The organism is Colwellia sp., assembly GCF_013215345.1.
Classification (GTDB): Bacteria; Pseudomonadota; Gammaproteobacteria; order Enterobacterales; family Alteromonadaceae; genus Colwellia.
Genome location: NZ_JABSOV010000022.1, coordinates 34,755 through 52,304 on the forward strand (window position 1 = coordinate 34,755; position 17,550 = coordinate 52,304).

General features: G+C 37.9%; 11 protein-coding genes and 1 pseudogene. 6 read left to right on the forward strand and 6 right to left on the reverse strand.

Going from position 1 to position 17,550, the window contains the following annotated elements; genetic code table 11:
* The first annotated feature begins 166 nt into the window (after positions 1-166).
* Positions 167-1,558 carry a TonB family protein gene (locus tag HRT50_RS04925; protein ID WP_291611939.1) on the forward strand — a complete coding sequence of 464 codons (1,392 nt, stop codon included), beginning with the start codon at positions 167-169 and terminating at the stop codon, positions 1,556-1,558.
* A 61-nt stretch (positions 1,559-1,619) separates the two neighbouring features.
* Here the strand turns inward: HRT50_RS04925 and HRT50_RS04930 are convergent, their stop codons facing one another.
* Positions 1,620-3,803, reverse strand: a complete 2,184-nt coding sequence (locus HRT50_RS04930; protein ID WP_291611941.1) for a winged helix-turn-helix domain-containing protein — start codon at positions 3,801-3,803, stop codon at positions 1,620-1,622.
* A 131-nt stretch (positions 3,804-3,934) separates the two neighbouring features.
* Here HRT50_RS04930 and HRT50_RS04935 point away from each other — a divergent pair, with 131 nt between their 5' ends.
* The gene (locus HRT50_RS04935) at positions 3,935-6,568 is read left to right on the forward strand and encodes a TonB-dependent receptor (protein ID WP_291611943.1); all 2,634 of its coding nucleotides are present in this window, start codon (positions 3,935-3,937) and stop codon (positions 6,566-6,568) included.
* Positions 6,569-6,614: 46 nt separating this feature from the next.
* Here HRT50_RS04935 and HRT50_RS04940 read toward each other — a convergent pair whose 3' ends face one another.
* On the reverse strand, positions 6,615-7,583 hold the full coding sequence (locus tag HRT50_RS04940) for a putative porin (protein WP_291611945.1): 969 nt from the start codon (positions 7,581-7,583) through the stop codon (positions 6,615-6,617).
* Between the two features lie 241 nt (positions 7,584-7,824).
* Here HRT50_RS04940 and HRT50_RS04945 point away from each other — a divergent pair, with 241 nt between their 5' ends.
* Positions 7,825-8,082 carry a DUF2164 domain-containing protein gene (locus tag HRT50_RS04945; protein WP_291611947.1) on the forward strand — a complete coding sequence of 86 codons (258 nt, stop codon included), beginning with the start codon at positions 7,825-7,827 and terminating at the stop codon, positions 8,080-8,082.
* A gap of 134 nt (positions 8,083-8,216) precedes the next feature.
* Here HRT50_RS04945 and HRT50_RS04950 read toward each other — a convergent pair whose 3' ends face one another.
* The 3 genes from HRT50_RS04950 to HRT50_RS04960 form a co-directional block, all read right to left on the reverse strand.
* Complete coding sequence (locus HRT50_RS04950; RefSeq protein ID WP_291611949.1) at positions 8,217-9,857, reverse strand: DUF5666 domain-containing protein; 1,641 nt, start codon at positions 9,855-9,857, stop codon at positions 8,217-8,219.
* A 156-nt stretch (positions 9,858-10,013) separates the two neighbouring features.
* Positions 10,014-12,200: a M3 family metallopeptidase gene (locus tag HRT50_RS04955; RefSeq protein ID WP_291611951.1), complete on the reverse strand. Its 2,187-nt coding sequence runs from the start codon at positions 12,198-12,200 to the stop codon at positions 10,014-10,016.
* 560 nt (positions 12,201-12,760) lie between these two features.
* Positions 12,761-13,120 carry a hypothetical protein gene (locus HRT50_RS04960; RefSeq protein WP_291611953.1) on the reverse strand — a complete coding sequence of 120 codons (360 nt, stop codon included), beginning with the start codon at positions 13,118-13,120 and terminating at the stop codon, positions 12,761-12,763.
* Positions 13,121-13,424: 304 nt separating this feature from the next.
* On the opposite strand from HRT50_RS04960, the gene HRT50_RS04965 reads away from it, so the two are divergent.
* From HRT50_RS04965 to HRT50_RS04975, 3 genes are read left to right on the forward strand one after another with little or no spacing between them, the layout of a single operon-like run.
* A complete protein-coding gene (locus HRT50_RS04965; protein WP_291611955.1) occupies positions 13,425-15,026 on the forward strand; it encodes a HAMP domain-containing sensor histidine kinase in 1,602 nt (533 codons plus the stop codon).
* On the forward strand, positions 15,023-15,646 hold the full coding sequence (locus HRT50_RS04970) for a hypothetical protein (protein WP_291611957.1): 624 nt from the start codon (positions 15,023-15,025) through the stop codon (positions 15,644-15,646). The genes HRT50_RS04965 and HRT50_RS04970 overlap by 4 nt, the downstream gene beginning before the upstream one ends.
* An 18-nt stretch (positions 15,647-15,664) precedes the next feature.
* Positions 15,665-17,050, forward strand: coding sequence for a sigma 54-interacting transcriptional regulator (locus HRT50_RS04975; protein ID WP_291611959.1), 1,386 nt, complete (start codon positions 15,665-15,667; stop codon positions 17,048-17,050).
* A gap of 124 nt (positions 17,051-17,174) precedes the next feature.
* On the opposite strand, the pseudogene HRT50_RS04980 reads toward HRT50_RS04975, so the two are convergent.
* Positions 17,175-17,550, reverse strand: a pseudogene (locus HRT50_RS04980) (sel1 repeat family protein); the annotation flags it as partial.

Genomic DNA, 17,550 nt, shown 5'->3' on the forward strand with positions numbered 1-17,550 from the left:
TATTTAAAGCTTAAAAAAGTAGAGCTATCAACAAATAAACACAGTAGAATAAATTTATCTCTTTCATTGCTAAAATATTGTTGATATTAAGTTTGTGCATGCTCTACCCCCCTCTTTTTATACTTATTTTAACTAAACGTCTGAATAACCTCAGCTGACTTTAACAATGAAATTATTTACCACTGTGATACTAGTATTTTCTCTGCTATTCAGCTGGCAAACTAAAGCCGACATGCTTTCGGCTACCCTCGACTACAATACTGCAAAATACCAGCGAGCCTTTGATGAATTTCAACGCTTAGCCAAACTGGGTCATAAAGATGCTATTTATAATATTGGCGTAATGTATCTTTATGGCCAAGGCGTTAGTAAAAACCTAATCGATGCACATTCATGGTTCTCTTTAGCCGCCGATTATGGTTTAGATGAAGCACGCTCAGCGGCACGATTAATTGAACAAGAATTAAAAGATCAAAAAACCTCTGAATTACTTGAGAGCAGTTTTCAAAAACTGAATCTAACATTTGGTTATGAGCATTACCAAAAGACGCTATTACCAATGTTTAACGATAAACAATATCAACTAACCACCAATATACCACCACTAAGAATACATAAAGTAGATGCTAAATATCCAAAAAAAGCTTACGAAAAAGGTATTGAGGGTTGGGTATGGTTAGAGTTCGACGTAGATGAATCTGGCGCGGTCAAAGATGTTGATATAATCGATGCATTTCCAAATAAAACATTTAATCGCGCAATATATAATGCCGTCCGTCGCTGGCGCTATGAACCTTTGATGATTGAGGGTAAGGCAAAAAATTATTCCAGCCGATCATTACTTTATCATTTCACCACATTTAAAGGTAAGCGCTACCAAGCCAGTTTTAGCCAACAAAAGAAAAGTTATCAAAAGAAAATCAATCAACTTATCGAAGGCGCTGAGCAAGGAAATGCTTTAGTACAATATTATATTGCTAACTGGTTAGCAGCCGATGAGCATAATGCCACACGCTTACTGCGTTCTCATTGGCAGAAGAAAACGGCTGGCTCAGACTTATTACTCGCTTCAGCTATCAATGGCTATCCAAATTCACAATATAGGTTGGGTAGTAACTTATTAAGGGGTGAATATACTCAAGCAGATAGACAAAAAGGTTTGAACTGGCTAATAAATGCCGCTCAATCGGGTTTTTCTTATGCGCAATATAGACTTGGACGTGAGTTATTAGACAAACAAAGCCTTGAATATGACGTCGATAAAGCCAAACGCTGGTTACAAAGTGCTGCTCAGCAGGGGCATTTTAGGGCTTTACGTGATCTCGTTGCCATTGAGTTAGCCGCACAAAATTATCAAAGTGCAGCGCAATATCTCAAACTAGCCCTCAAACAGGATGATGATCATCCTGATCTATTATTAGCGCAAGCAAAAATACTACAGCAACAAAAACATTATACTAAGAGTCAGGAAAAGGCTAATGAAGCATTACAGCAGGCAAAATCACGTCAGTGGTACCTGTCAAATATTGCTGCTTATATTGATAACACCAAACTATAACTGACAACTTAACTTGTACTTAATAATTACTGGTTAATGGTTAATGGTGAACCAACGCCTGTTAATCTTTCGATTTTCGTTGTAACAATATATCCGTTTCAAAACCTTCAACTTTTGAAAAAACCAAGTGTTTACCATCATTGGAAGCGCTGATATTAAGCATCAAGTTAATGTCTTGTTCGTACCGACCAATATTGGCAATATGTACATGATCCTGTTCAGCAAACTTGAATAAATATAAACCTAGTTGATGCCCTTGTTTCACCACATAATATATACCTAAGTCAAAAACATGTGGTCGATATAACAATAAAGATGGAGCTAAATTATCAACGGGTAATTGGTCTGTGGCATGGGCACTTAAAAACGTCTCTATATAGGAAATATAATGATGATATGAAGGGTTTAATTTCTTCATATTCTCTACAGATAACACATCATTAATGGCTACCTTTCGTACATTATTTTCTTGCTGTGAGTCATTTACCGAACTAACGTGGAGCTTATTTTCATTAAGCAACTTTGTGCTAGCTAACTGCAAATCATATTGCCATAACTGTTTACTGTCATCATTAGTGGCACTAAATACAATAAACCTACCATCGCTGGACCAATTCACTTCATCGATATTATTATAATCATAAATAATAGCCACTAAGTGCTTACTGTAAATATTTATCAAATGCAGATTTTGCCGACTATCGCCAAGTAAAAGGTTCTCACCATTTGGCGACCATAATAAATATTTAGGGTGAATGTCCTCGGGTAAATTAGCTAATAGGTTAGCGGCTTTTTTATCTTTATATTTCAACCAAATCTCGACATGTTTTAAACCATCGGTTGACCGCCTTTGGTAAGAAACAAAAGCCGTTTGTCGGCCGTCTTTCGATAAGGTAGGTAAAACATCGGTACGCGCTGACGAGGAAAGCTGCTTAATAACCACTTGCTGGTGATTATTCAGCGATTTGAGTTGCAAATTATATAAGTTTACATTTACTAACCCCTCGGCATGGGCTAATTGTTTCGTTAACGGATTTAAGTCGATATCAGGAATGAAACCAATGGGTAGGTGTACCACTTCACTATTGCCATCGAGTGACATTAACCTCAGGCTTTCATTACCCAACCAAAAACTTTCTCCACTTTCATGCCACTTTATCCCCCAATATTCTTGCTCTCGTATTTCAATAACGCTACGCGTTGAACTGACTAGGTCCATGTGCTGCAACACATAACCTTGTGAACTTTGCTCAACAAAAAGTAACTGGTTAGTTTCTTTGTCTATATCCATTAATATTGGCTGGATATTACTGATATCGTCCTGTTTAATCAGGCTTGGATAACCTTCAGTCGCTAAGGTTAATTTAGTTAGGATCGGTAAATTATTTTGCCAGCGTTGCAAATACAAAGTGTTATCGTTTAACCAGTGCATTTTTTGTCGACTAAAACCAACCTGACAATCACTGAGATGAAAATCAGGACTCAAGCGCCAGGTTTCAATAGGATTAACAACAGACATTACACGAATTTCACAGCTGATAGGATCATGTCGATAATAAATTAACCACTTGCCATCCGGTGACCACTCGGGGGCTTCTTCACTGTAACCGGTACTTTTAATAACATGCACAGCTTGAGTTTGGGCATCAAACACCGCCATATCCATTTGGTCACGATTATTACTACTTTGACTAAACGCTAAGTATCGACCCTTGGGCGAATAACGGAGAAAATTTTCTGGCCCTGGTGTTGAAGTTAACCGAGACTCATAAGTGTATTCAGGAACCTGTAAACTTGGCTTACTTAATTCAAAAAGGCTAAAAGTAATACCAATACCTAATAAAACACTTGCGATAGCAACTAAACTGAGATTGAATTTATTCTTTTTGAATTGTCCAACGTTATCAGACGCTGGCTCAGGAAAAACCAGTTCAGCAATCAGTTGATAGCCGACCCTAGGCACTGTTTTAATAAAACGTGGGGTTTCTTTGTCATCATGCAGTGATTTACGTAGTTGAGTGATAGCTTGAGAAACCGAATTATCACTAACGATGGTATCTTGCCACAAGACATCCATAATCTGGTTGCGAGAGACCGCCTGCCCGTAGTTTTCAATCAATAACTTTAGTAATTTCAGCTGCCTAGCTTCAACATCATGCCATTTCTGGTCAATGAAAAATTTCAGTGCGATAAAATCGACCTCAACCTCATTAACTTTTACTTTATCTACTTGGCTTTGTGGCATGAATTCATTACAAGTTTTAGGGCGAATTATTGGTCAATCGGCGTAACAAAAGGTATTATTCTTAAGCACTATTCTATGCTGCGCTGGCATCTATATCAATTGAAAGTTAAAGGCTTCGGAATATAATAAATATGATAAATTTAACGGCTTTAGGTCTAACTTTCTCGCTCTTTTTTGGTCTCAATTCCTTGGTTGTTTTAGCTAGCGAAAAAACTCAGACAAAAAAAAATGGTCAAATCGATTCCTTAGAAAAAATTCAAATTCGAGGTATTCGAGGCAGCATAGTAAAATCGATTAAAACCAAGCGTTATAGTGATGCTATAGTTGATGTTATTACCGCCGAAGATATCGGTAAATTTCCCGATAAAAATGTTGCCGAATCTTTACAAAGAATTACTGGCGTTTCCCTTACTCGTGTACAAGGTGAAGGTGAACGTATTGGTGTACGCGGTACAGCCCCAAGCCAAAATAGAACCTATCTTAATGGTCAAAATATTGCTTCAGCTGATTGGTGGATTTCATCCCAGCCAAACCGTGGCTTCAACTACACCTTACTACCGGCGGAAATAGTTAGTTCACTTGAAGTACAGAAGTCACCTGAAGCTGATCATGATGAAGGCTCTTTAGGTGGCTCAATTAATATTAAAACTCATGCGCCATTAGATACCCCTGACAATCGCTTTATTGGTACCGCACAAATGCAATATAGTGACGTATCCGGTGAAAGCGATCCGCAATTATCGTTATTTTTCAACCAAATCAATGACGCTAAAGATTTTGGCTTTTTAGTATCTATCACTCGTCACGAACGAAGCCTTAGGCGAGATGGACTAGAGTCTTGGGGCTGGGCTGAAAGAAACTTTAATAAGGACGCACAGGGTAACTTAACCGCCACTAAAAACCCGACGGCTGATTTAACCAATATATGGTCTGCTGGCGGCGGGGGTTCAGCCGTATTTGAACAACAACGAGAATTAACTAGCGCTATGGTTACCGCACAATATCAACCAAACCAAGATTGGAATATTGAATTAAATACCTTGTACTCTGTATTAAATGCCAATAATTCAAACCAGAATTTTTTATGGCAACCTAGCTCTGTTTACGATAGAGGTGGCCATATTTCTGAGCACACCATCATTGATAATACGCTAGTGCAAGCAACCTATAGCAAGGTACCAGAGACGAATACTGAAGGTGTTCCTTTTAATACTTCAATGGAAGCCATTTGGCGACAATCAAAAATCACTACCAGCTTAGTACACCTTATGGTTGAACACGATTTTGACTACTGGCATGCCCAATACCAAATAGGCATTACCCAAGCAGACGGTGGTACCAGCAAAGATTCAACCTCACAATGGTCTGCCAATACTGAATATTCCGTAGATTTACAGAAAAATAAAGACATTATAGCAAGCTATCAAGTTGATCCAAATGATGCCAGTGCTTGGCAAGTTAGTGAAGTTCGTGAGGATTCACAAAACTCAACAGACAGTGAGTTTTTTGTACAAGCAGACTTTGAACATCAACTTGACCGACCTTTTATACAATCAATAAAATTTGGTGGTAAATATAAGCAACACCAAAGAGATTTTTACCGATTACGATCTAAAAATGGTGGTTACACCGGTATGGCCGGTGGTCTAGGCTGGACATTGGCAGACTATGCTGCGCCCTTCCCCTCTGATTACCTTGATGGAATTGGTTCAAAGCAAACTTTGAAAAACTATGCTTTTGCCGATGTAAATTCTCTTGAACAAAGTTATCAAACCTTAAATTTTGTCCAAGGTGAAGAAAAACCTAGTACCTTCGACATTACCGAAAGTACGTTTGCTGCCTACGGTAAAATTAATTTTTCTGGCGAATATTACCGAGGAAACTTAGGTATTCGAGTCGTTCATACCCTACAAGATGCTTCTGCCTTTCAAAAGGTAGAAGAAGTTGAAACTATCTATAATGATTACGAGTGGTATAACACTGATAAAAGTTATACCGACATTTTGCCTAGTATCAATATTGTTATGGATTTTAGTGAAGATGTACTTTTTCGTGTTGCTGCTTCAAAAGTCATGTCTCGTGCTGAATATCATCACTTAATGCCATCCACTAATTATAATGTTACTCAACGTCAAGGCGCCGGTGGTAATCCAGATTTAGAGCCTTTTAGAGCAACCAATTTTGACCTAGGAGTAGAATGGTATTTTGATGAAGCCGCACTTTTTTCAGTGGCGGCTTTTCATAAAGATATTCAATCATTTATCGATATTAAACGTTACCAAGAAACCTATGAAGGTAAAAACATGATAATAAACCGCCCGGTAAATGGCAGCGGCGGTAGTATTTATGGCTTGGAATTAAACCTACAACAAGAGCTTTTTTACGGCTTCGGCCTTATTGCCAATTACACCTTAGTTGAAGGTGAAAGAAAAGACACCTTAACCGGTGAAAACATCAATATTCCTGGTAACTCAAAACACAGTACTAACCTAACCAGTTATTATGAAAATGATTGGTTAAGCACACGTTTGTCATATAACTTTAGAACTGAGTTTGCTACAGGCGTAGGTGAAGAAATAACGGATGATTATGGCCAATGGGATATCAACGTATCCTTTAGCGTAACTGACTATTTATCATTGGTTTTTGAGGGTGTTAACTTAACTGATGAGATTATTTATACCTATGAGCGCAATGAATACGCCCCCATTGGTATTTATAAAAATGGCCGACGTTATTACGCCGGCGTAAGGGTAGGCTTTTAGCTCTTATTTTTTAATCTATAGAATTAAGTTATTGCTAATTAGTTAATTAAAATTGCGCACTAAAGCTCATATAATAGCCCTCAGATTCAGCTTTATCACTGTCATTAGACACTGAATTATAACCTGCTTGTACTGAGTAGTTTTGATTAATGAAATAGTTTACACTCACCCCATAGTAATCACCATCACTATAATTTACCGACACTGAGGTTTTAGCATCATAGTAATAACTAGCATTAATACCCCAGTTATCATCATCAATAATATAATCTCTATTATCAAAGGTATAATCACCACCGAGCACTAAGTAGCTTTGCTCTCCAAGCCCAAAAAAGTATCTAGATGACAACTGATGCATATCAAAGTCTTCGTCAACATTATAGCTAAAGCCAATATAATCGGTACCTGTAAGTTGCCAGTTATAGCTGGAGCTATAACTAAAGTAGTCATCGCCATCGCCGCCATCATTATAATGAGCACTGATGACTAAATCATCTGAAATTAAGTAGCCTAGCTCAGCCCCGTAAAAACTACTGCTATTATCATAAGAGATTTCGCGACCATCACTAAAATAAGAATCAGTCCACTTACTTTCTGATTTGTAGTAATTATAACTTGCGCCAATAATGAAGTTGTTGGTTATCCACTGTCCGCCAATAGCAACACTATTATCGCTTGAATCCGAGTTAGAATCATGACCTCTATATGTAGAAGAAACTTCGCTGTTGCTATTACTAACTACAGCATAAATATTACTACTGGTATTAATATAAGCAAACTCATTTAGCGGACCAAGTGCTTGCTGCTCTTCGAAGAAATATTTGCTATATAACGCAACTGCATCCGTGTCACTTTTACCATACATGTCGTACTCTGGCATATTCGATGTATAACTATTATGTGAATAACTTATGATGGAAAAAGATTGATAACTTTGTGCAAGTACCGTATTTGAGAGCAGCATCACTGCTAGACCTGATAGTTTTGATAGTTTTGATAGTTTTGATAGTTTCATCAGCTTAATATCCTTATTATTTTATTGTCCATTAAAAAACAAAGTGAATATGTCATTAAAGTAATACCACGTCTATTAATAGATTAATAAACTTACACTTTTTAGACACTTAGCAACTAAAATCATACAGCTGGCATACAGATAACATACGATTGAAAGCATTGTTCCTTTAATGCTCAACTAGGTATACTACTAAGACAAAACTAAGCATTGACATGCTCTCCTTTATTACAGGTTTATTATGAGTAACATTAAGTTTTCCAGCACTGAAACAGAGCAATTAGTCATTAAACTTCAAGGTTATTTCGCTAAAGAGCTCGACCAAGATCTTGGTCAGTTTGATGCAGAGTTTTTATTAGATTTTTTCTCAACAGAAGTTGGTGCTTATTTTTATAACCGCGGTTTGTTTGATGCACAAACTATTATTGCTGCAAAACTAGAACATGTTAGTGAGATGGTTGAAGAAGGCATTAATGAAATAGAAAAACCAGTCAGTTAACTATTTTACCTGAGGTTTAGACGGTAACTATTATTCAAAAAGCCGCAGTTAAGTCATTAACTGCGGCTTTTTTGAATAATTCTATTTAGATTACCCTTGTTTAGATTAACTCTGTTTAAAATTCTTGAGCCAAACTACTCGTTTACTTTCACTTCGATAAACTCAACGTCTTCAGCCACTAACTGACCTTGGTTATTTATTTTACCTTCAACCTCCACCGAGGCATGGAGTATTAAATCACTAGCATCACCATTCTCAAATTCTGTTTGCATATTGGTAACAACTTTATGGCCGTTTACCGTGAAATTAAACCTATTAGTAAACGTATCAATAGTGCCAAGTAACTTAACATCATTATCTTTAGCATCGCTGTCTATTTCAACTTCAAGTGCCAACCAGCCATTTACTGTGTAGATGATTTCCACTTCTACTTCATCATTGAGTGCTAAGCTAGTGAAAAAGGTTGCTTGGTCTACATTTACGCCCTGCACATCTTCAAACTCAGTGTGCTCATCAGTTAACACAACAATACCTTTAACAGAAAAACTTGTCTGATGTGTATCAATACTGTCAACAATTCCTTCAATGTCATGAGAGTCATGTTCAATGGCGCCAGTTTCTTCACGCTGAATTTTACGACTAATTAAAAGCCCGTTAACTTCGTAAGCGTCTAGTGCTAACCTGTCACCGATGGCAATATCAGAGAAGTTGAAGTTACGTAACTCTTGCTCCGAATCATCTTCATATTGGGTATAACTATCAACGCTAAATACTTGACTAAAAATAGTGAAGCTATCATTAGTAATAGATTCAACAATACCTTCAAGGCTAATTTCATTGGCTAATTCAACACGAATGCTGTTAATTGGATAAATAGATGTTGTTGACTCTTGTTCAATGACGGTAGCAATTAAGCTCACCTGGCTACCAATTTGTAGATCCTCATCATCGCCTTGAGTAAAGTCAGAGCTATCCGTCAACGCATATTTTCGGCCTGATAACTTTATTATTGTTGACTCTTCTTCTTTATCCATATCCTCAACAATACCGGCAAGCTCTAACGTACCATCAATAAATAAAATAAGACCTTGTGCCGTAACTTCATCAGCAACAAATTCATTATCAATAGCGGGAAACTTACTTTTTATCAGTACTAAAGATCCTGCATTCAATAGACCAGTAACGTCCGCATCAACATAATTTACCAACAACTGGCCTATAGTGAAGGTTTTGTTTACTTTATTAATCTTACTTATCGTACCTGTTAGCTGCTGCTCCGCCTGCTGTTCTTTAATTTCTAGATAACTAACCATAAAGTTACCGTATTCATTTTCAAAGGCACTGAGTTCAACAAATGTGCCGACAGTTAATTCAGTAAAAAGCACATTATCAAGCTTAGTCGCTTTGGTGATCAGGTAAGTTTGCCCTAATATAGTTAAAGAGGTATCCCCAAGGTCAATAGCATCTATAGCGCCAATAACATCAGCAAGGTATGTCACTTCAAGTGCATTAGAACCATCATTAGATGATTTTTGCGCCGCAACAACCACCTTCATACCCACTTTAAGCGCCGCTTCATCACTTTTCCTACCATTAGCAATTATGTAACTGTCTTTAGTGGTATAACGAACGCCATTAACATAAACGCTACCAAAGCCACTGATCACACCTGAGCTGGTTACATGGCTTACAGGCTCTTCATCGTCTGAGCCGCAACCAGCTAAAACTAAGCTTGTTATAGCGATAACCGCTATTGATTTATATAAATGACGCATAACTACAATTCCATTAGATAATTTTCCGCAAGTCTAACACTGGCTACTTTAGTTTTTACGCTACAACATTGTTGTTTTTTGTTATTGTCTGTAAGCTCGAAAGACATAAAAAAACTCGCCGCAGCGAGTTTTTTTATATCTAAATTATATGATGATTTATTTAGTTTTCACCGGAAAACCACGGTCTCGCATTAACGCCTCAACTTTAGCATCACGCCCTCTAAAGGCGCGATAAGCTTCACTTGGATCAACGGCATTGCGCACACTAAACAAGTGTTCAACAAGTTTATCGGCAACTTCTTTATCGTAAAAACCACCCGGCGCTTGAGCAAAAGCTTCAGCGGCATCAGAGGTTAAAACTTCAGCCCACATGTAACCATAATAACTTGAAGCATAACCTTCGCTGCTAAAGATATGACCAAACTGAGGACTACGATGACGCATAACAATTTGTTTAGGCATTTTCAGGGCAGCTAATGTTTCACGTTCAAACTTATCGGCATCAATACCTGTTGGGTCAACTGTATGAAACTTCATATCAACTAGCGCTGACGCTAAATATTCAGTGGTGCTAAATCCCTGGTTAAAAGTTGCTGCTTGTTGAATTTTAGCGACTAGTGATTTAGGCATTGGTTTGCCCGTTTTATAATGTACTAGGTAGTTATCAATTACTTCATCTGTTGATAACCAACGCTCTAATAACTGCGATTGAAATTCAGTATAATCACGTACACCAGAGTTTAAGGTTGGGTATTCAACTTTAGACGCTAAAAAGTGCAATGCATGACCAAACTCATGGAAGTAAGTTTCTGCATCTGACCAAGAGATTAACGTCGGTTGACCGGCAGCTGCTTTAGAGAAGTTTGAGTTGTTAGAAGACAATACGTTTTTCTTGCCTTGGAATGTGGTGTGAGAACGATAAGTCGTTGCCCAAGCACCTGAACGTTTACCTTGGCGAGCGAACGGGTCTAAATACCATAAACCAATATGTTCACCTGAGGTTTCACCTTTTACTTCCCAAACACGCACATCTTCATGAAATACCGGCACAGAGCCATCGGTTATTTCGGTAAAGTTAAAGTTAAACAAACGCCCTGCTACATAAAACATAGCTTCACGAAGGTTATCAAGTTGTAAGTATTGTTTTACTTCATCAGAGTCTAAATTGTATTTATCTTTACGTACTTTTTCAGCATAAAAACGATAATCCCAAGCTTCAACTTGCTCAATACCATCTTGTCTTTTGCCGATAGCTAACATATCAGCAACTTCTTCATCAACACGGGCAATCGCTGCTGGCCAAACTGACTCCATTAAGGCAATAGCATTTTCCGGTGATTTAGCCATGCGGTCTTCTAAACGCCATGAAGCATAGTTTTTATAACCTAATAAACCAACACGTTCGTGACGTAACTGTAATATTTCCGCAATGATGGCATTGTTATCATACTGATCGCCATTATCACCACGGCTATAGTAACTATTCCACACTATTTTGCGTAATTCACGCTCGGTTGAGTAAGTTAAAAACGGGTCCATTGACGAGCGTGTATTGGTAATAGCGTATTGACCTTGATGATCACGCGCTTCTGCAGCGGCTGCCGCTACGCTGATAATTGATTCAGGCAAACCATCTAATTGTGATTTATCTAAATACAGCACATAACCTTCTTCGTCCGCTAAAATATTATTACCAAACTTAGTTTGTAGCTGCGCTAAGCGTAAGTTTATGTCTGCATAACGCTTTTTATCTGCCGTATTTAAGGTCGCGCCATTACGAGCAAAGCTGTTATAAGTTAATAACACCAAACGTTGATTAGCTGGGCTCATCGCTTTAGTGGCCTCACTATTATAAACCGCTGAAATACGCTTGAATAATTTATCATTTTGATTTATTTTCGAATAAAACGTCGACAATTTTGGCGCTATTTCACTTTGCAGCGCTCTAAATTCTGGGCTTGATTTATTTGAGCGCCAAATACCGTAATAAGTGAATAGTCGGCTTAACTCTGCGCCAGTTTTCTCCATGGCGACAATAGTATTTTCGAAGGTAGGTCCGTCAGTGTTATTAGCAATAAGTTCTACTTCCGCTAATTTATCAGCCATGGCTTTGTCCATCGCCGCTACTAAACCTGTTTGGCTGACTTTATCAAAGGCTGGTACACCCTGAAAAGGTCCCTGCCACTTAGCCAAAAGAAGATCTTTTGACTCTTGTACTGTTTGCACACTAACCACTTTATTTAATGTATTAGCTGCAGGCTGAACATCAGTAGTTTCAGTTGCTGTTGAGCAACCCATTAAAATACTAGAAACTAAAAAGGCCTTGATAAATAGGGGTTTCATTGAATACTCTCTTTTTGTAGTAATTACCTTAGGGGCTGCTGATCTTTCGAAATTACTTTTGCAGCAACTTGTTGGGCATTTATACAAGGCAGAGCCTTTGCTATGTGGTTATTCCACATGAGAAGGTGATAACGCGGTAAAAATGACCGAAAAGTAGCTGTCCGAAGGATTCGGTTAAAAGCATTTTATTCTTTGTTGAGCAGTATTTACTTAGAATGACTAAGTTACATACTACTCGCCGCGACTAAAACACTTTTATCTCGAACAAAATTTAATTCTGAAAGAGCAACAGTCCCTAGTTTAACAAGCAAATAGTTGAGGGGAAATGCTTGCAATGACCGTCTATCGCAAGATCAATACAATTAAACTTATTTTTAACTTCAGGTCAGGGTTCAAGGCATAAAAAAGGCCGGCTACCGAAGTAGCCAGCCCAAAGGGGAGTGGAGTATAACAAGTCAATTAAGCCCTTCTCAGTCCTTAAGAATGACAACGAAACGAATTGATATGGGTTGGGAGCTCCCCTTAAACTGGGTCGAGTAGTTGTACTCGTTATTTATCTATTACTGAAAAGTGGCTGAAGTTGTTTTTGCAACAAAATCAACTAACTCTTGTTCTGTTAATGATTCATCAGCATTGCTATCAATGTCTTTGAAAGATTTTACCAACCATTCATTTTTGCCAGCATTTACTTCTTTTTGACTTAACTTGCCATTTTTATCAGTATCTAAAGAAGTAAAAGTAAATCTTTCACTCGTTTCTGCTACGGTGTCAGTAATTTCAGTGCTGATTGAGTGCTCGCTATGAGCCACACTATTGTCTTTAATGCTGTGAGCAAAGGCATCCTCTGCACTGACAAAAAAAGCAGCCAAGCTTACGACTACAACAAATGCGGTTACTTGCGTTAAACTGATACTTTTCATGGTAATCCTCTTTTAACTATTAAAACGTTCATTAGCGCTGATTAAATTCATTATTGATTGAGGAAAAGCACACAGCGTGCCACGTTTGTTATCATATTGATTTAACAGTACTTTATCAATAAATAGTAATTTTCTTGCCAGCAAAACCAATAAAAACTGTCTCCATATAGCAACAGAAAAAAATATTAATGAATGACAATCGAAACTAAGGAGTAACACATAGACACAAAATCAATAAATACAATAACTTAAGAAAACATAAGAAATAGGAAGTAATTGTCTCAAAATAAAGACACCCTTGTTTTTGTTTTATTTTTCAGACAAAGTAGTTGAAGATTTATTCACTGCCGTAGAGTTCAGACTAAATTTCATGGATTACCTCAATAACCTAAAACAAACTAAAGTCAGACTAAGCAAGTTACTGCTACCGCTTTACTTTTTTAGTCAGTCTTTACTTAACAGGGTATCCATTAATAAACTGACTTTACTTGGTTTTACCTTTGTCGCTATGCCTTTAGTGATGGCTTTACTATTTAGTGCCAATAAGGTCAGTTTGTTAGCCAAACAAAGTACCAGTGCTATATATCATGTTGCGCAATTAACCCAGCTCAATAGTAGGCTTGATGACACTATTGCTAAAGTGGAGCGTTACGCCAGTCAATTTATAGTGCTTAAAGATGAAGAATTACATACTGCTTTTAATCGCCATCAAGAAGTATTAGCTGACATAATTCAAGCAACCGTATTAATGCAGCAAGATATAGTATTAAAAGAATTATTAAGCTCATTACTTATTGAAAGTGAGCGCATACAAGCCTTGATGGCTAGTGACAGTGCAATGTCACTATCATTAGATCAGGTCCAAGCAGAATTTAAGCAATTACATTTTATTAGTAAAGAGCTGGAAAAACGCAGCAATTTTGTTGTAAACCAGCAAGTGTTAGACATATACCACACCACCGAAAACATAAGCGATAGCATCCTTGAACGCTTGTATATTATTCCTGTCACCCTGTTAATAGCCGGTATATTCATCATTCTGATTACCCAACCATTAAAGCGACTCACGGATAAAATTCAACTCCTAGAGCAAGGTAACTTTGAACAAGAAATCAACTTACATGGTCCTGCTGAAGTAAGAGCAATAGCTGATGCTTTAGAGAATATGCGGCAACGTCTTCATAGCTTAGAATTACAAAAATCGAGCTTTATTCGCCATATATCCCATGAATTAAAAACACCGCTAGCGGCAATTAGAGAAGGCACTGAACTTATCTATGATAATAGCGTTGGCCCGCTCAATGACGAGCAACAAGAAATTTGCGATATTATTCGCACCAGTGTAAATCGTTTACAACGTTTAATTGAAGACTTACTCGACTTTAATATTGTGTTGGATTCGACCAGCTTGCATGGTTTAGAAAAAATAAATCTAGCTGAACTGATTAGCGATGCCTGTAAGTTAAGAAAGCTCGACATTAAGTCGAAATATTTAACCTTAAAGTGCAATAACAGCCCTTACTTTATTTACAGCAATAGTAAGCAACTGAGTGTAATTTTAGATAATATTCTGTCGAATGCGATAAAGTATTCGCCGATAAACGGTAATATCACCATAACGTATAGCAGTAGCAAGGAGTGCTTAACCATTAACATTATTGACCAAGGTCCAGGGATAGAATCATCGCTAACCGACAAAGTATTTGATGCTTTCTATCAAGGAAAAGCACCTGAAAATAGCCTAATAAAAGGCAGTGGTTTAGGGCTTACCATAGTCAAAGAGCTATTACTTCGCCTTAATGGCAGCATAAAAATAAGCCCGGCAGAAAAATTAAACGCCGGTAATAAAAGCGGTGTTTGTGTCACCATCACCTTGCCTATTACGCAAACAGATATTGAATTATGAAAATAAATAGCCTTAGTTTAACCGCCACAATAAACACCGCTAAAGCAGTGTTTTTTAGTCATGGAAAAAAACACGTTTCAATCATATTTATTATGTTATTAGCCTGTTTATCAAGCGCCTGCCAAATGACTACACCTGCTTATAATACGCATAATTTGGTCAGTTATAGTGATTATTATTTATGGTTAAAAACGCTAAATACGCAAGAGGTTTTGGCCGAAGAACATAAACAACAAGCTTTACTAAACAAGACATTAAATAAATCATTAAACGAGCCAATAAATAGTGTAGACCTGAGCCAAGGTAAGCTTATATTAATTTATAGTTTAGCCAATAGTCCGCTTCATCAACCCTATAAGGCTAAACGACTGCTCAATGAACATTTATTAGTGAGCAATAACATGAGTAAAGAGAACCTAGCCTTTACCATGTTACTTAGAGATCAACTGAATACTCAGCTGTATTTACTTGAAAAACAAGCTCAGGCTACTAAGAAATTTAATAAGCAGAGCGATGAACATCACGCGATAATTGCACAATTAGAAAGCCAATTAAAGCTGGTAAACCAACAGCTGATATTACTAAAGAAAATTGACCAGAATATTAATGAGCGTGGCTAAGCCCTAAGAGAGAAATTTATGAGCCTAAACACTCAAAACATTACCAAACAAACAGCCAAATACGCAGCCAAAATCCTTATTGTCGATGATGACCCTAGCCTATTACGTTTACTCAGTATTCGTTTATCCGCTGCTGGCTATAACGTTGAATCAGCTGCCAATGCAAAAATTGCTTTAGGCACATTACAACACTTTATTCCACAAGTGGTCATTAGCGATTTACGCATGGAAGGCATGGATGGCATGGCCTTATTCGAACAAATTAGAGTGCAGCACCCTAATATTCCGGTAGTAATAATGACTGCCCATGGCACAATCCCCGATGCAATTAATGCCACTAAACAAGGGGTATTTAGTTTTTTAACTAAGCCTTTTGAAAGCCAAGAATTGCTAGACACTGTTGAGCAAGCCATACGTTTACAACCCTCGAGTGGTGAACAAACTTGTGAAACCGAGCTTTGGCGCAATAATATTATTAGCCGCAGCACGGTAATGACCTCGTTATTACAACAAGCTAAAAAAGTTGCCAACAGTGATTTTAGTGTGCTCATTCACAGCCAAAGTGGTACCGGTAAAGAGCTGTTAGCTAAAGCAATTCATCAAGCCAGTAATAGAAAAGATCAGGCTTTTACCGCGATAAACTGTGCGGCAATACCCGAACAACTACTCGAGTCGGAGTTATTTGGCCACGTTAAAGGCGCCTTCACTGGTGCTGAACGCAATCACCAAGGTTTATTTCAAGCAACCGATGGCGGTACTTTATTTCTCGATGAAATTGGCGATATGCCACTCAGCTTTCAGGTTAAACTTTTGCGAGTGCTGCAAGAAAGAGAAGTTAGACCGGTAGGAAGTACCCAAGCGATAAAAGTTGATGTGCGTATCATTTCGGCAACCCATGTTAATTTAACTAAAGCCATAAAAGCCAATACCTTTCGAGAAGATTTATATTACCGACTCAATGTTGTTGAGTTGGAGCTGCCGACCCTAGTACAGCGACGAGAAGATATCCCCTTGTTAGTACAATACTTCTTAACCCAAGCAGTTGCTCGTTCCAATATGCCGATAAAAAGCATCAGCCAAGAAGCGATGGAATTACTGATTAGTGCCCCTTGGCCAGGTAACATCAGACAGCTGCAAAACGTGGTCGAGCAAAGCGTGGCGCTATCAAGTGAAAATGTTATCAGCGCAACTTTAGTGAAAAATGCCCTGCGTGATGATTCTACTCAGTTCCCGTCTTTTCAACAGGCGCGAGATCATTTTGAGCGGGATTATTTATCCAAACTATTAAAGATTACTGCGGGAAATGTCTCACAAGCGGCGCGAATTGCTCAGCGTAATCGGACCGAGTTTTATAAGCTACTAAACCGTCATCACTTGGTCGCTGAGTCATATCGTGTAGATTAACTAAGAAAATAACTAAGAAGTAAGTCACACTAGGCAAGTGTGACTTTCTACTCTGTAAAAGTAATGAGAGTGCCAATTAATTAAAGAAGTAGGTAGTTAAGAAAAGTGCTTAACTTTAAGTTTGCTAGTTAAGCTTAAAGTCTAATGCTCTCACTTTAATATTTACGCCAGCATCGGTTAACTCTTGATAAAAGTCTCCCTCTTGGCAATAACTCACCTGCCGACAAACAATGACATATTTAAGCACACCGGCCTTATCACTTTGCAGTGCTGCTTGTTTAAACCAATACATAGCTTGGCTAAGATCTTTATCAACATATTGAGCGTTTAAGTACATTTGCGCCAAATTAACTTGCCCTTGGGCAAAACCTAACTGGGCTGAGCGGCTTAACCGCTCAAAAGCTTGTTCTAAACTATTTTCTAAGTAGCTAGCTTTTAAGAAACTTAGCCCCTCGAGGTTTTCTCGCTTACCGGGAATGTATCGCTTAGTAGTCTGTTCA

Bases quoted from the DNA above. Each gene is read 5' to 3' on its own strand.
- HRT50_RS04925 (WP_291611939.1), top strand. From the start codon at position 167: ATGAAATTATTTACCACTGTGATACTAGTATTTTCTCTGCTATTCAGC.
- HRT50_RS04930 (WP_291611941.1), bottom strand. From the start codon at position 3,803: ATGCCACAAAGCCAAGTAGATAAAGTAAAAGTTAATGAGGTTGAGGTC.
- HRT50_RS04935 (WP_291611943.1), top strand. From the start codon at position 3,935: ATGATAAATTTAACGGCTTTAGGTCTAACTTTCTCGCTCTTTTTTGGT.
- HRT50_RS04940 (WP_291611945.1), bottom strand. From the start codon at position 7,583: ATGAAACTATCAAAACTATCAAAACTATCAAAACTATCAGGTCTAGCA.
- HRT50_RS04945 (WP_291611947.1), top strand. From the start codon at position 7,825: ATGAGTAACATTAAGTTTTCCAGCACTGAAACAGAGCAATTAGTCATT.
- HRT50_RS04950 (WP_291611949.1), bottom strand. From the start codon at position 9,857: ATGCGTCATTTATATAAATCAATAGCGGTTATCGCTATAACAAGCTTA.
- HRT50_RS04955 (WP_291611951.1), bottom strand. From the start codon at position 12,200: ATGAAACCCCTATTTATCAAGGCCTTTTTAGTTTCTAGTATTTTAATG.
- HRT50_RS04960 (WP_291611953.1), bottom strand. From the start codon at position 13,120: ATGAAAAGTATCAGTTTAACGCAAGTAACCGCATTTGTTGTAGTCGTA.
- HRT50_RS04970 (WP_291611957.1), top strand. From the start codon at position 15,023: ATGAAAATAAATAGCCTTAGTTTAACCGCCACAATAAACACCGCTAAA.
- HRT50_RS04975 (WP_291611959.1), top strand. From the start codon at position 15,665: ATGAGCCTAAACACTCAAAACATTACCAAACAAACAGCCAAATACGCA.